Origin of the sequence: Pedobacter terrestris (assembly GCF_052343045.1) — a bacterium.
In the GTDB taxonomy this organism is placed as follows: Bacteria; Bacteroidota; Bacteroidia; order Sphingobacteriales; family Sphingobacteriaceae; genus Pedobacter.
The window spans coordinates 4129090-4143621 of sequence record NZ_CP180264.1 but is presented as its reverse complement, the minus strand read 5'-3'; the positions used below and the strand labels follow the sequence as shown (position 1 = coordinate 4143621).

13 protein-coding genes and 1 riboswitch are annotated in these 14532 nt (G+C 38.9%); of the genes, 4 read left to right on the top strand and 9 right to left on the bottom strand.

Annotated features, from left to right (window positions below; all coding sequences use genetic code 11):
- The first annotated feature begins 25 nt into the window (after positions 1-25).
- Complete coding sequence (locus ACJVDH_RS17665) at positions 26-829, top strand: hypothetical protein (protein WP_443944722.1); 804 nt, start codon at positions 26-28, stop codon at positions 827-829.
- On the opposite strand, the gene ACJVDH_RS17660 is transcribed toward ACJVDH_RS17665, so the two are convergent.
- The 9 genes from ACJVDH_RS17660 to ACJVDH_RS17620 form a co-directional block, all read right to left on the bottom strand.
- Positions 830-2023, bottom strand: coding sequence for an MFS transporter (locus tag ACJVDH_RS17660; protein WP_443944721.1), 1194 nt, complete (start codon positions 2021-2023; stop codon positions 830-832).
- Between the two features lie 125 nt (positions 2024-2148).
- Complete coding sequence (locus tag ACJVDH_RS17655) at positions 2149-2802, bottom strand: TenA family protein (RefSeq protein ID WP_443944720.1); 654 nt, start codon at positions 2800-2802, stop codon at positions 2149-2151.
- Positions 2799-3614, bottom strand: coding sequence for a bifunctional hydroxymethylpyrimidine kinase/phosphomethylpyrimidine kinase (thiD, locus tag ACJVDH_RS17650; protein ID WP_443944719.1), 816 nt, complete (start codon positions 3612-3614; stop codon positions 2799-2801). The genes ACJVDH_RS17655 and thiD overlap by 4 nt, the downstream gene beginning before the upstream one ends.
- Positions 3611-4252 (bottom strand): thiamine phosphate synthase, encoded by a 642-nt coding sequence (gene thiE, locus ACJVDH_RS17645; protein ID WP_443944718.1) that lies wholly within the window; start codon positions 4250-4252, stop codon positions 3611-3613. Before thiE ends, thiD begins: the two co-directional genes overlap by 4 nt.
- Entirely contained in the window at positions 4249-5037 is a 789-nt protein-coding gene (thiM, locus tag ACJVDH_RS17640) for a hydroxyethylthiazole kinase (protein WP_443944717.1), read from the bottom strand. The genes thiE and thiM overlap by 4 nt, the downstream gene beginning before the upstream one ends.
- 59 nt (positions 5038-5096) lie before the next feature.
- Positions 5097-5194, bottom strand: a riboswitch (TPP riboswitch).
- Positions 5195-5346: 152 nt separating this feature from the next.
- Positions 5347-6753, bottom strand: a complete 1407-nt coding sequence (gene lpdA, locus ACJVDH_RS17635) for a dihydrolipoyl dehydrogenase (RefSeq protein ID WP_443944716.1) — start codon at positions 6751-6753, stop codon at positions 5347-5349.
- A 106-nt stretch (positions 6754-6859) separates the two neighbouring features.
- A complete protein-coding gene (locus tag ACJVDH_RS17630) occupies positions 6860-7528 on the bottom strand; it encodes an HAD family hydrolase (protein ID WP_443944715.1) in 669 nt (222 codons plus the stop codon).
- A gap of 12 nt (positions 7529-7540) precedes the next feature.
- Positions 7541-8707: an esterase-like activity of phytase family protein gene (locus ACJVDH_RS17625; RefSeq protein WP_443944714.1), complete on the bottom strand. Its 1167-nt coding sequence runs from the start codon at positions 8705-8707 to the stop codon at positions 7541-7543.
- A 99-nt stretch (positions 8708-8806) separates the two neighbouring features.
- The gene (locus ACJVDH_RS17620) at positions 8807-9673 is read right to left on the bottom strand and encodes a DUF6515 family protein (protein WP_443944713.1); all 867 of its coding nucleotides are present in this window, start codon (positions 9671-9673) and stop codon (positions 8807-8809) included.
- A gap of 207 nt (positions 9674-9880) precedes the next feature.
- Between ACJVDH_RS17620 and ACJVDH_RS17615 the strand changes: the two genes are divergently transcribed.
- The 3 genes from ACJVDH_RS17615 (at position 9881) to ACJVDH_RS17605 (ending at position 14475) form a co-directional block, all read left to right on the top strand.
- Positions 9881-11749 (top strand): CocE/NonD family hydrolase, encoded by a 1869-nt coding sequence (locus tag ACJVDH_RS17615; RefSeq protein WP_443944712.1) that lies wholly within the window; start codon positions 9881-9883, stop codon positions 11747-11749.
- Between the two features lie 262 nt (positions 11750-12011).
- Positions 12012-13667, top strand: coding sequence for a M1 family metallopeptidase (locus tag ACJVDH_RS17610; RefSeq protein WP_443944711.1), 1656 nt, complete (start codon positions 12012-12014; stop codon positions 13665-13667).
- A gap of 76 nt (positions 13668-13743) precedes the next feature.
- Positions 13744-14475, top strand: coding sequence for a head GIN domain-containing protein (locus ACJVDH_RS17605; RefSeq protein ID WP_443944710.1), 732 nt, complete (start codon positions 13744-13746; stop codon positions 14473-14475).
- Positions 14476-14532 lie beyond the last annotated feature (57 nt).

The window sequence follows — 14532 nt, the reverse complement described above, 5'->3', positions numbered from 1 at the left end:
AAAGGCTTGGCTTGTCTCTATGATTATGTTTAAATTGCTATTACCGATTGTTTTAATCGCACTGTCTTTTTTCGCAAAAGCGCAACATCCTCCTGTTTTCACGGCAATGACAACCGATTCTTCATTTATCCATATTTCAGATCTCGACGTTAATTTGGTTAAATACAGCTATAAACCAAATGGCGTACGTTTTTTGGTAATCCATGATAATGAAGACACGGGCGTAAAAGCTGGTTTCGATTATATTCGATGGAGTGGAGGAGAATTGATTGATAGCCAATACGGGAGCGTGAGAGATTATGAATTTACGTATATGGACGATCAGTATCGTATCGATCCGAATGCGATTTATACAGAATTTGGAGTGAAAACCAAGTTGAAAAAAGATCGGTTTAGTTCTACTGATATTGAGCAGGAGATTTTAAAAGCTGGTAAACAGATTTTAAATTTCTACAATCCAGATTCATTGGGTTATATTTTAACCTTGCATAATAATGCCGATGGCGGTTTCGGAATTTCATCCTACCTTCCCGGGTACGAATTATCAAGCGTAGCCGATTCTGTATATATTAACTTTGAAATGGATGGCGATGATTTGATTTATGTAACAGAGCCACGCTTGTTTTCCAGTTTAAAAAAGGAAAATGTAAATGTAATTCTGCAATCTAAATTCGCCTCAAATGACGGTTCTTTATCCATCTATGCCATGCAAAAGAATATTCCATACATCAATGTAGAAGTACAACATGGCCATCAGGATGAAAACCTCAGGCTGATTGAGTTGGCGATTAAAACCCTGAAAGAATTTGGATTGATCAAGAAAGAATAGCTACGCGATGGCCTTTATTTTTGCAACAAGCAAACTCACCAAAATACCAAAACAACCAATTACGGCATAAGAATATCTTAAACTTGATAATTCTGAAATGTAACCAATTAGTGGTGGTCCCATTAAGAAACCGAGGTAACTTACACTGGATACAATGGCAATGGCAATACCCGGAGCCACTTTTCCATTTTTGCCGGCAACACTGTAAACGGTAGGTACAATACTTGATACACCGATACCAACCAGCATAAAACCGATGGTTGAGGGTACAACATATGGAAACAATACTGAGATAAACATGCCGATAGAAATAATTAAACCGCTGGATTGAATGGTTCTTTTTCGGCCTAATTTTACGATAACAGCATCGCCGATAAAACGACCGGTTGCCATCATAATCATAAAAGAAGTGTAACCAAGTATAACGAGTTGTGTTGGGGCTTTTACAATTTCTTTAAAATATACACCGCTCCAATCAAACATGGCACCTTCTGTAGCCATGCTGCAAAAACCAATAATGCCCAATTGCAACAGCATACCTTCTGGCATCACAAACAGTTTTTTGCGTTCTGTTGTGGCAGCGCCTTTACCTGGCACCAGGTGTTTATAGTTGAAAAAAACATTGATCCATATTAGTACAGTAATTACCCAGAAGTGATGAAAAGGTGAAGTATGGAGATTGATCATTAATAATCCAATCAGTGCACCAGAGAACCCTGCAATACTCCAGGCTCCGTGAAAAGATGTCATAATTGGTCTGCCGAATATTTTTTCGGCTTCTACACCCTGTGTATTTACGGCAATATTACACATGTTGCCAATTACACCGAACAGAAACAGAAAAGCGAATAACATCCATGAAGATGTTGCCAATCCTAAATTGGTAAGTGCCAGTACATAAAGCGGAGCTGTAATGGTCAGAATCGCTTTACTTCCGTACTTGGTAACCAGACGCCCGGAAATAGGCATGGTACACAGCTGGCCCAAAGGAAGCGCAAGTAGAATACTGCCAAGCTGGCCATCAGAAAGATTAAGTGTATGCTTAATATCCGGAATGCGGCTGGCCCATGAAGCAAAAGAAATTCCTTGCCCGAAATAGAACAATGCAACAGCCAAACGAATGCGGTTGGCACTGCTTTTTAAAGGTATTGATGGCTTTTCTAGGGATTCTTGGGTTGCCTGATGTTCTTCCAATGTGTGTTGTTTATATAAGAATTTGCAAATGTCTTCAAATCAATCGGAAATACAGGTAATTATTTCAATTTATCTGGAATATTTGCAAATTTCTGACGGTTATCTCTAGTTTAAACACAAGTTTTTTAAATTTTCCACGGTTCCTTTTGATAGGCACTATCCCAAAACATCCATTCCATTTTTGTAGCCATTTCAAAAGCTTGGAACATGGATTGACGTAAACTTTCTGCAGCGCTTTCTGCTATAAGATCCGTAAAATTAATTGCTCGCTGTACCGATACTGCGAAATCTTCGCCTGCATACATATCAATCCATCTTTTGTACGGATTTTCATCTCCACTTTGTTGTTTTAAAATATAATCGCCTACAGCTTTATATATCCAAAAACATGGTAAAACTGCGGCAAGTGCAACTTCTACATTTGCGTAAGCGGCTTGGTTAAGAATATAGTTGGTATATAAAAGTGTAGAAGGTGATGGCGTAATAATTTCATGAATCCCAAACTCTGCAAAATAACTTTCGTGTAAACTGCGCTCTGCTGCAATGGCGCCGGCGGCAAAACCATTGTACATGAGTACATGTTCTGCTTGTGTAAGCTTGGCTGCAATTGCATTTAAAGTGCGGCCAAACGCTAAAAGATAATAGGCATCTTGAGCCAGATAGAATATGAATTTGCTTTTATCGAGGCTGCCATTGCTCAATTCCTGATTGAAAGGCATGGCGATTATTTTATCGTAAACTGGTGTAATTTTATTCCAGGCTTCTGTACTCCACTTCATTGTATAATTAATTTTTGAGGGTTGAAAAAATGATTTAACGGGCCATTTCCATTTCCGGTTTTGGTTTCGCTGCCGTTTTGAATTGCAGATGCAATATATTTTTTTGCTCGTTTAACTGCTTCCAGTAGTTCATGTCCTTTAGCCATTTCAGCTGCAATTGCAGATGATAAGGTACAGCCGGTTCCGTGCAGGTTTTTTGTTTCTATCCAGGCACTTTTCAGAATTGTAGGTTGTTTTTTCTCTTGAATGAGTATGTCGGAAACAATAGGTCCAGATAAATGCCCACCTTTAAGCAATACAGCCTTTGCACCTAGGCCAACAATTTTTTCCCCGGCTAAAACCATATCGTCTACGTCATTGATTTCCATGTCGGCCAGTATTTCGGCTTCATCAATATTTGGGGTAACCAACGCTACCAATGGGAAGAGGTTTTGAATAAGTAGTTGTACGGTTTCGGGTTCTATAAGTCGATGCCCACTTGTTGAGATCATCACAGGATCTAAGATTACCGGAACACCGGGATAAGTAAGTAGTTGCGCTCTGATGATGTTGGTTACTTCTGGCCGATTGATCATTCCTATTTTTATTGCGGCGGGTTTCAAATCGTCTAGTACCGCTTTAATCTGATCGCTTATCATTTCTGGTGGCACGCTATGAACAGATTGTACGCCGAGGGTATTTTGTGCGGTAATTGCGGTAATTGCCGAAGTGCCGAAGCAGCCCAATGCAGAGAAGGTTTTTAAATCGGCCTGAATGCCGGCACCGCCGCCGCTATCGGATCCTGCAATGGTTAAAACAGATATGTATTTCATTTGCTGTGAAGGTGTTTTTCAATTTGATTTCTGAGAAGTTCTGCCGCTTTCGCCGGATCTTTTGCTGAGCAGATTTCTGAAACGACGGCTGCGGCATCGGCACCGTGAGAAATGGCAAGGCCTACATTATGAAGCTTGATATTTCCAATGGCCACTAAAGGTTTATTTGTTTTAGCACGTACGGCTTTTAATCCTTCTAAACCCCATTCTGCATAAGTATCTGTTTTGGTAGGTGTAGAAAAAATCGGGCTGATGCCCAAATACCAGGCTTGATGAATGGCAAAATCTGTAAGGTGTTCCATCAGTTCTACAGATAATCCTATTGGTTTTTCTCTCCCCAATGCAGATTCAGCTTCTGAAATGGGCATATCACTTTGTCCAATGTGTAAACCAAATGCTTCAATATTTTTGGCAACTTCTACATTATCATTAACCAAAAGCGGAACCTGATAGCGCTCGCAAAGATCTTTTAATCTGAGTGCTTTTTCTGTAAAATCTGCTGTTGACAGTTGCTTTTCTCTGATTTGAACCAAATCCACACCGCCTTTTAATGCCTGTTCTATTACCCAAAAGAAATCGCGGTTTAAACAGGCTTTTTCATCGGTTACCAGGTAGAGCCTATGCTTAAAGTCGATCATTGTACTTTTAGTTTGTTGCGAATGTCTCCTTCGGTTATGTTGTAGAGTGCATTATAAAACTCGACTTGAAAGGTACCTGGCGCACCCGCTTTTTCTGCCGCCATTTCTCCGGCAATGGCCATAATTGCCGTTGCAGAAATTACACCATCCATTGTCGTTTCTGAAACGGCAATGCAAGCGCCGATAATTGCAGTAGCTGTACAGCCCATTCCGGTAACCTTTGCCATTAACGGACTCCCATTTTCAATTTGTACCGTTTTTGTTCCGTCGGTTACAAAATCTATCGCTCCGGAAATACATACAATTGTCTGGTTTTGTTGAGCGAGCCAAATGGCCGACTTTAATGCTTCTGTAGAATTATGCGTGCTGTCTACCCCTTTAGATTGAAGGGTTACATTGGCTAAAGCCATAATTTCTGAAGCATTGCCACGAATTGCATCTGGCTTAAATTGAAGCAATTCTTTCAAAACGGAGTCACGGTAAAGACTTGCGCCCGCACCAACAGGATCTAATATCCACCGTCTTTTTATTTTATGTGCATGTGCAGCAGCCATTTTCATGCTTTCTGCCCAATATTCATCTAAAGTGCCAATATTTACAACCAACGCTCCGGAAATTTGAACAATGTCATCGATTTCTGGATGGGCATGGGCCATTAAAGGGGAAGCCCCTAAAGCGAGCAACGCATTTGCGGTATTGTTCATTACCACGTAATTGGTAATGCTGTGCACCAAAGGATTTTGTTGCCGTAGTTTTTGAAGATTTTGAATAATAATAGACTCCATAGTTTCTAAATTTTGCTTTAGGGGAGTCTTCCAAATGCCGAAAGCACTTGACACTGCGATTTGCAGATAGAACTATTTCCTACGCCGGTATAATCCGGATCAGGTTATGAGGGTATATTCTCAGCCAACTGTATAGAAGGCACCCCTAAAGTTTACATCGGCAATATAAGCTTTTTATTTTATGAGCAAGGAAACTCCGTTCAAAGAAGATTGGAAGAAGTAATTTGCAAAATACATGCAAACAAAAAAAGCCGGCAACCAAATTACCGGCTTAATTTTATTAAGATTGGACAAAGCCAACTGTATTGTTTAAATATGAATTGCTCTGTTTTCTGTGGCTGCTAATGCGGCTTCTTTCAAAGCTTCCGTATAGGTTGGATGGGCATGACAAGTTCTGGCAATATCTTCTGCAGATGCTCGGAATTCCATTGCGATAACCGCTTCGGCAATCATGTCTGCTGCACGAGGGCCAATCATATGTACACCTAAAACTTCATCAGTTGTAGCATCTGCCAATACTTTAATGAAGCCATCTGTATCCATACTTGCTTTTGCACGTCCGCTTGCTTTGAATGGGAAAGAACCTGCTTTATACTTAACACCTTTTTCTTTTAGTTGCTCTTCAGTTTGGCCAACAGAAGCAACTTCTGGCCAAGTATATACTACGCCAGGGATCAGGTTATAGTTGATGTGCGGTTTTTGTCCGGCAATGCTTTCTGCAACATAAGTACCTTCATCTTCAGCTTTGTGCGCCAACATTGCACCTGTAATTACATCGCCAATGGCATAAACACCTTTAACTGAAGTTTCAAGATGTTCATTTACCGGAATTTTCTTCCCTCTTTCTTCTACTGTAATGCCAATTTTATCTAAGCCTAAACCTTCAGTGTACGCAGTACGGCCAACAGCAACAATGCAATAATCTGCATCTAAAGAAATGGTTTCGCCTTTTGGTGTTTCTGCAGTAACGGTAACGGTTTTGCCTTTTGTGGTTGCTCCGGTTACTTTATGTCCCATATAGAATTCCATGCCTAAAGATTTTTTCAACACGCGTTGAAGTTCTTTACCCAAACCAGCATCCATAGTACCGATAATGGATGGCAAAAATTCTACTACTGATACTTTTGTACCTAAGCGCGCATATACCGAACCTAATTCTAAACCGATAACTCCACCACCAATAACCACCATTGATTTTGGTACTTCTTTAATATTTAAAGCTTCTGTAGAAGTGATGATTCTTTTTTTATCAATTGGTAGGAAAGGTAAAGCTGTAGGTTTTGAACCTGTTGCAATAATTACATTTTTTGCAGAAAGTGTTTCTGTTGTACCATCTTCTTTCGTAATCAGAATGGTGTTTTTATCTACAAAAGAACCAACACCTTCAAAAGCATCGATTTTATTTTTCTTGAATAAATACGTGATACCCGCAGTGTTCTGAGCTACAACATCGTCTTTACGGGCGATCATTTGTTTCATGTCAACCTTTAAATCTTTAAGGTTAATTCCATGCGTGGTGAACGTATGGGCTGCATTGTGGAAATGTTCAGATGAATCTAACAAGGCTTTAGAAGGAATACAACCAACGTTTAAGCAGGTACCTCCATAAGTTTTATATTTTTCGATAACAGCAGTTTTTAATCCTAACTGGGCGCAACGAATTGCACCAACATAACCACCCGGCCCTGAACCGATAACAACGACGTCGTATTGCATAATTTCTTGAGAATTTTTATTGTTTCAAATGTAGGGAAAAAAGGTTTAAGGTAAAAGGTAAATTGGAACCCTAAAAAGACATAAACAGGTAAAAATACGCTATCTCCTAATCGATTAAGTGGTTTTGGATAATGTAATTCCGGGCATGTTCAAAATTTAAAAATAACTGATCTGCAACTTTTAGTTTCTGATGTTCGCGTATGTTATTTTGAATGGCAAAACATGTAATATTTGCGGCAACAGCAGCTTTTATACCATTTATTGTATCTTCAAACACTATACAATCTGCCTTATCAATTTGAATTTTTTCGATACAAAGATTATAACTCTCTGGATCTGGTTTGCTTTTTTGCACATCTGTTCGCGTTACGTAAGTAGTGAAATATTTGGCTAATCCATTGCGCTTTAAAATCACTTCCAGAACGTTTGTTGGACTGGCAGTTACGATTGCCATTAATAATCCCTTAGTATAAAAATACTCCAGAAATTCTGCTACGTAAGGCATTAATTTAATGTCTACAGTATTTAGCCGATCCATGGTCAACTTTTCTCGTTTTGCGATAATATCTTCAAGCGTGGTTTCCAGCTTGTACTTACGTAAAATGGTTTGCGCATTTACCGGCATCGGGATTCCGGAGTAATTGGCAATCCAGTCTGGAAAAGTCAATGAAACATTGTATTCGGATAGAAATGCATTCCAGCAATCAAAATGGAAAGCTTCGGAATCAATCAATGTTCCGTCGAGGTCAAACAGTAGTGCTTTAATTTTATTCATTTGGACTTATCGCTAGGGCATTACTTCAAAAAGGAAAAACTGTTGGGTTTGGGTTTTCCCGAAATTGTTATCGGCACAAAAAATCAGCGTTTTATGTCCGTTGGATAAATCTGGTCCAAAAGTAACGCCTTCAAAATTATCAATATGTAAATTAATGGTGTCGAAATCGAAAAGCAATTTTTTAACCAGAGGTTTAGGTGCTTTGTTGATGAACGAAGGGTTGTTTATTTCATTTTCCGCGCCGTTTAAGTCTACGAGAAACAATTTTATGAAACTATGGTCGTCTGTTCCTTTAGCCCAGGCGCGCTCCATTACCAAAAGTTCATGGTCATTAATGGCCAGAATTTCTGAAATTCCATTTATATTCCAATCTATATCTACAGTTGGTTTAACCGGTAATTCGCCTAGATTGTAGGCGTATTGCGCGGTATTTTTCTTGCTTTTAACATCAAATTTTAGAATTCGCGTTAAGGCTTTATCAAAACCAAAAGACGCTGGTGGACCATCTTCAAATCTGGGCTCTTCCAAACTGGCGTAAAGTGTTTTATAGTCATCGGCAAACGTCACACCTTCAAATAGTGCATTTTTTCTGGGGCCATTTTCAGATTTGCTAAAATGAAAACCTTTAGGAAGTGGAATGGTATCGATAAATTTTCCTTCGGGAGTGATAAAAGTCAGCGCTGGCTGGATGATTATCGAATCGCCGTTTTTAAAAAGCCGTTCGCCTTCGTTACTCCAGATTAAAGTATTGTTGATCGGATTTAACCGAATCGATTCGCCATCGGCTTTTACTGTTTTGTCTGTACCGAGTTTCGGATATTGCTTTCCGTTTTGTTGTAAAATGGGAATTACCGACGTAAATAGAATCGTGTCAATTTTATTGTTGGAAATCTTGATTTTTGAGGTGTATAATCGCGCCGGACTAAACTGCGAAGGATCATCGCTGATCAGATAATAAAGGTTATTCTTGCGGTCGTAGTCAATTCCAGAAAGTCCGCCGACAATTGTATTTTGGAAATTTACATTTAGTGGAACGATGTATTCATCCAGAAAGTGAATTGCTGAAATACTGGTTTCTGTTGCAGAATGTTTAACGTTTTGTTTTCTAACTGAGCAGCTGCTTAGGCTGATCGCAAATAGGGCAGGAAGGATAGCAATTTTGAAAGATATCTTGATCAAAACAATATTTTTTGAACAAAAATAGGGATTTGAGCCGATAAAAAAGCCGTCTTGATTTTATCAAGCCGGCTTAAACAAGGTTATCTGTACGAGAAGTTATTAAAAAAGTTTTCCAATTACTCTGTAAGTAATATTTGTTCCACTAACAACCTCTTCGTAGTATACATCATCTGGAGAAACAAAGTATTTTTCATTTTTTATGGTTACTTCCCTGCATCCTTCAGGTAGTGTCGTAATAATGTCGCCAATATTGTAGGTTGGCGCTGTACCGTCCTGAGTATTCAAAACGCCATCTTTCCCGGCAACAACATAAACCTGATTTCCGCTGCTGTCTGTGGTTTGGGTATAATAAACTCCTTTGTATTCGTAGTATTCAATTCCATTGATGGTAACAGGAGTTGTACCTTCAGGCAAATTTGGTAACTGTGCACCAAGCGGCGGTGCTACAACTTCATACTGTTGTTCGTTTTGCTGATAAAATAATCCATCAGAATAGTAATATTGATAATTTCCAAAATAAAACGGATAATACCCATAAGGCAATACGCCAATTTGGAAACCTAGGTAAGGTCTGTAAAAATTAAAATAATTGTAGTATGGTCTGTAATATCCACGGGAATATCCGGGCCGATAAACATATCCATTTCTTCCATATACTGATCGATAGCCCGATCTGTTATAATTGTAATTTCCCTGCGGAGCCCGGCTTACTCGATTGCCTGTATTATAACTGCTTCTGCCAGGTGCCTGTGCAATACGATTGGCAGATGGTGCAGAAGAACGGGACATTGTACCGCTGCTTCTTGAAGGTGAAGACATAGTCCGTGAACCACCCGAACGTCCTCCTCCTGATGAACCTCCGCCTCCGCGGCCACCTCTTTGTGCAGAAACCTGTTCTATATTGAAAGCTGTTAAAGTGATTGCAATACCCATTACAACCAATCCTTTATTGAGTAACTTGTTCATTATTTCGTGTTTAAGTCAATTGTATATATGACGATAAAAGAGAGCAAAAGATTATCCAATCCCTTATCAGTAAGTCAATTTTAACTAAATTCTGATATTATGCTGACTAAACCGTCAGAAAAGCTAACAAACCTTTTACCAGACAGTCTTTTCTAATCTATACTTAATGCAGTATCTTTAATTTTTATTCTCTTAAAACCTAAACGAATGAAGTTTGCAAAAGCCCTGAGTCTTTTATTTTTTGTATGCTTTTCAAGTGAATTGTTTGCCCAACAAACAGATTCCGCTTATGTCAAAGCACATTACACCAAGATTGAACGCCAAATTCCGATGCGGGATGGCATTAAATTGTTTACATCAATTTATATCCCTAAAGAGAATGGAAAGAAATTTCCTTTTTTGATTAACAGAACACCTTATACGGTTGCACCTTACGGAGAAGATAAATACAAAACGAGTTTGGGTAATTTCCCGGCGATGATGCGTGAAGGTTTTATTTTCGTTTATCAGGATGTAAGAGGACGATGGATGAGCGAAGGAAATTTCGAAGACATTCGCCCACAAACAACCCAAAAAGGCAAAAATGCAATAGACGAAAGTACAGACACATATGATACCATAGATTGGTTGGTTAAGAACATAAAAAATAACAATGGTAAAGCCGGTATTTACGGAATTTCCTATCCAGGTTTTTATTCAACCACGTCTTTGCCAAACGCGCACCCAGCTTTAAAAGCAGTTTCGCCGCAAGCGCCCGTAACAGATTGGTTTATTGGCGATGATTTTCACCACCGCGGAACATTATTTTTAATGGATGCTTTTAGTTTTATGAGCAGTTTTGGTGTTCCTCGTCCAAAACCAATTACACCAGATAAAGGCCCGAAAGGTTTCAACTTCCCAATTCAAGATAATTATCGGTTTTACCTCGAAGCTGGTTCTGTAAAAAATCTTAAAGACAGATATTTTGCCGATAGCATCAAATTCTGGAACAGTTTATTTGCACATCCAAACCTCGATACTTTTTGGAAATCGCGCCTGATTTTACCTCATCTGAACAACGTTAAGCCTGCTGTTATGGTAGTTGGTGGTTTTTTTGATGCCGAAGACGCTTATGGTACTTTCGCAACATATAAAGCTATAGAAAAGCAAAATCCGAAAAGCAACAATATTCTTGTTGCAGGCCCGTGGTTTCACGGCGGATGGGTGAGAAGCGATGGTTCTTCTTTTGGCGATATTCCTTTTGGCCGCAATACCAGCTTGGATTATCAGGAAAAATATGAGTTGCCATTCTTTAAACATTACCTTAAAGGTGAAGGCGATTTTGATGCTGCAGAAGCCAATATTTTTGTAACCGGTAGCAACGAATGGAAGAAATTTGATACCTGGCCGCCAAAAGATACAGAAACCAAAAACTTATATCTTCAGCCTAACGGGAAGCTTGCTTTTGAAAAAGTTGGCCGTACGGATAGTTGGGATGAATACGTGAGCGATCCAAATCATCCGGTTCCTTATCAGGATGGAATCCAGGCGAGACGTACCCGCGAGTATATGATAGACGATCAGCGTTTTGCTTCGCGCCGCCCGGATGTTAAAAGTTATCAAACTGATGCACTAATGGAAGACATTACAATTACAGGCCCGGTACTGGCCAATTTGGTCGTATCCACAACAGGAACAGATGCAGATTACGTGGTAAAACTAATTGATGTGTATCCTGAAGATGCGCCAAACCCAACACCAAATCCGAAAAACCTGATTATGGGCGGTTATCAAATGTTGGTACGAGGAGAAATTATGCGCGGAAAATACCGCAATAGTTTCGAAAAACCTGAAGCATTTGAACCTGGTGTTACTACGAAAGTAAATTATCCACTTCCTGATGTAGCGCACACATTTAAGAAGGGCCATAAAATTATGATCCAAATTCAAAATTCATGGTTTCCGCTGGCCGATCGCAATCCGCAAAAATTTATGGATATTTATCAGGCAGAGCCGCAAGATTTCCAAAAAGCTACGCAAAGAATTTTTCACGATGTAAATAACAGTTCTTCCGTTACCATTTCTGTTTTAAAGTAAAAAACAATAAAAACTAGAGTTAGATATATGTTGTCTAACTCTGGTTTATAAACACCCGTTGGGCACTATTTTGAGCTTAACATATGATCTTTTGCCAGGTGTTCAGTATAATTTTACTGAATCCTCTTATCCTAAATCAGGCTGTTTCTCACCGCATTGTTGCCGCTAATCTCGAAAACTTCAACTTGCTTAATCTCAGCATAAACAAACCTTAAATTTTGTAGTTTTGTGTGTGCTTTAGATGTTTCCGAATACATTAACCATGAAAAAATTATTTCTTATTTTCGCTTTAATTGCAGGCATTTTGACCTCTAAAGCCCAAATTCTTGGTAAAAACCAGGAAAATTCCAGAGCAGACAGTTTGCGCGGAACACTTACACCACTACGGACCTGTTACGATATTAAGTTTTATCATTTGGACGTGACGATTGATCTGGACCAGAAATCTATAAATGGAAGTAATGAGTTTGCATTTACCGCCACACAAGATTTTTCCAAACTTCAGTTTGATTTGTTTAGTAATCTGCAGATTGAAAAAGTTGTTTTTCATGGTAAAAATCTCCCTTTTGAACGCGAGTTGAATGCGGTATTTGTTTCCTTCCCAAAAAATATTAAAAAAGGAACCAAAGAAAAATTTACTGTTTTTTACTCTGGCCAGCCGGTTATTGCCAATCGTCCACCTTGGGATGGAGGTTTTATATTCAAAACAGATGAAGCCGGAAACCCCTGGGCTTCTGTGGCTTGCCAGGGATTTGGCGCGAGTTGCTGGTGGCCAAATAAAGATCATCAAAGTGATGAAGTAGACAGCATGATGATCAGTATTACTGTTCCGAAAACTCTGCAGGAAATTTCTAATGGAAGACTGCGCAGCGTAGTAGAAAAAGCAAATAACAAAAAGCAATATAACTGGTTTGTTGCCAATCCGATTAATAACTATGATGTAACCTTTTACATTGGGAAATATGCACATTGGCAAGATTCTGTCAAAGGAGAAAAAGGTAAATTATCGATTGATTACTGGGCATTGCAAACCGATAGTGCAAAAGCGCGCCCGCATTGGGATGCTGATGTAAAACCAATGCTAAACTGTTTTGAACATTGGTTTGGTCCATATCCCTGGTATGAAGATGGATACAAACTGGTACAGGCACCACATTTGGGTATGGAACATCAAAGTGCTGTTGCATATGGCAATCAATTTAAAAAAGGTTATCTGGGAAGAGATTTGAGCGGAACCGGCCACGGGTTGAAATGGGATTTTATTACCATTCATGAAAGCGGACACGAATGGTTTGGAAATAATATTACATCAAAAGACATTGCCGATATGTGGATTCATGAAGGATTTACAAACTATTCTGAAGTTTTATTTACAGAATGTACAGAAAGTAAAGATGCGGGCAATGAATATGCAATTGGTTTGCAGAAAATTATTAAAAATGATGTTCGGGTTATTGGTCCGTATGGCGTAAATAAAGAAGGTTCTGGCGATATGTATCCAAAAGGTGCGAGTCTGGTGCACACCATCCGCCAGTTAATAGATAACGACGAAAAATTCAGACAAATTCTTCGGGGTTTGAACAAAACATTTTACCATCAAACGGTAACTACGAAACAAATTGAAGATTATATTGCCAAACAAAGCGGACTTAAACTCGATAAAATTTTTGATCAATATCTCAGAACTACATTAATCCCTACATTGGAATATGAGCTTAAAGATGGAAACCTAAAATACAGATGGACAAATATTGTAGAGGGATTTGAAATGCCTGTAAAAGTTAAACTGCAAAAAGGAAAATTTTCATGGATAAAACCGAACAATACCTGGAAAACAGTTAAAGTTGGAGAAGATATAACCGCTGCTGATTTTGATTATGACCCTGCATTTTTAATCCTGCTCAAAAAAATCTCTTAAAATTTATTTGATGTGCAACTTTTTAATAAGCGCGTTGTCTAATAAAGAAATTACATACTCAAAAACAGCTATTCATATGAAAAAACTATTCACCTTTTTATTTATCGCATTGGGTTTAGGATCAAACCTTATTGCACATGCAAACAATCAGATTTCTCTTAGTGCTTCAAAGCATTTTGGTGATGAAAGAGACGTTAAAAACTTTCATGGTGTTGCCGCAGGCGGACCAATTACCGTTATTATCACCTTAGGTAGTAAAGAAAGTTGCAGATTTGAAGGCGATAAAGAAGCAATTTCTACTTTAATTACTGAAGTGAAAGAAAATATTCTAATTATCCGTCCGGAAAACAGTTGGAAAAGCTGGTCAAAAAAATATGAAAACGTTAAAATTGTTGCCTACGTAACTGCAAAAAGTTTAACCAACTTAACTATGAGCGGCAATGGAAGCATTACCGTAAATGGTAGCATTCAGGCAAAATCTTTTGTAGCAACTTTGAGTGGGTCAGGATCAATTAAAGCCAACGTGGATACCCGCGATTTTAGCGGCGTAATTAGCGGATCAGGAAGTTTATTGTTTACAGGCGGTGCAGTTGATGCCGATATTGTAATTAGCGGCTCTGGAAATTTTAATGGCAAAGGATTTACGGTTAGTGATTTGTCTACAACCATCAGCGGTTCTGGCGGAGTAAACATCAAGGCAGACAGAAAAATTGAAGCCACCATCAGCGGTTCTGGTAATGTAAATTATAGCGGCAATGCAACGGTAGAAAAAACAGTTATAGGCTCTGGTAAAGTGCGTAAAATCTAAAATAACTTAATCAATAACTCAACGCTCCGGAAGCAATTCCGGGGCGTTTTTTGTTTT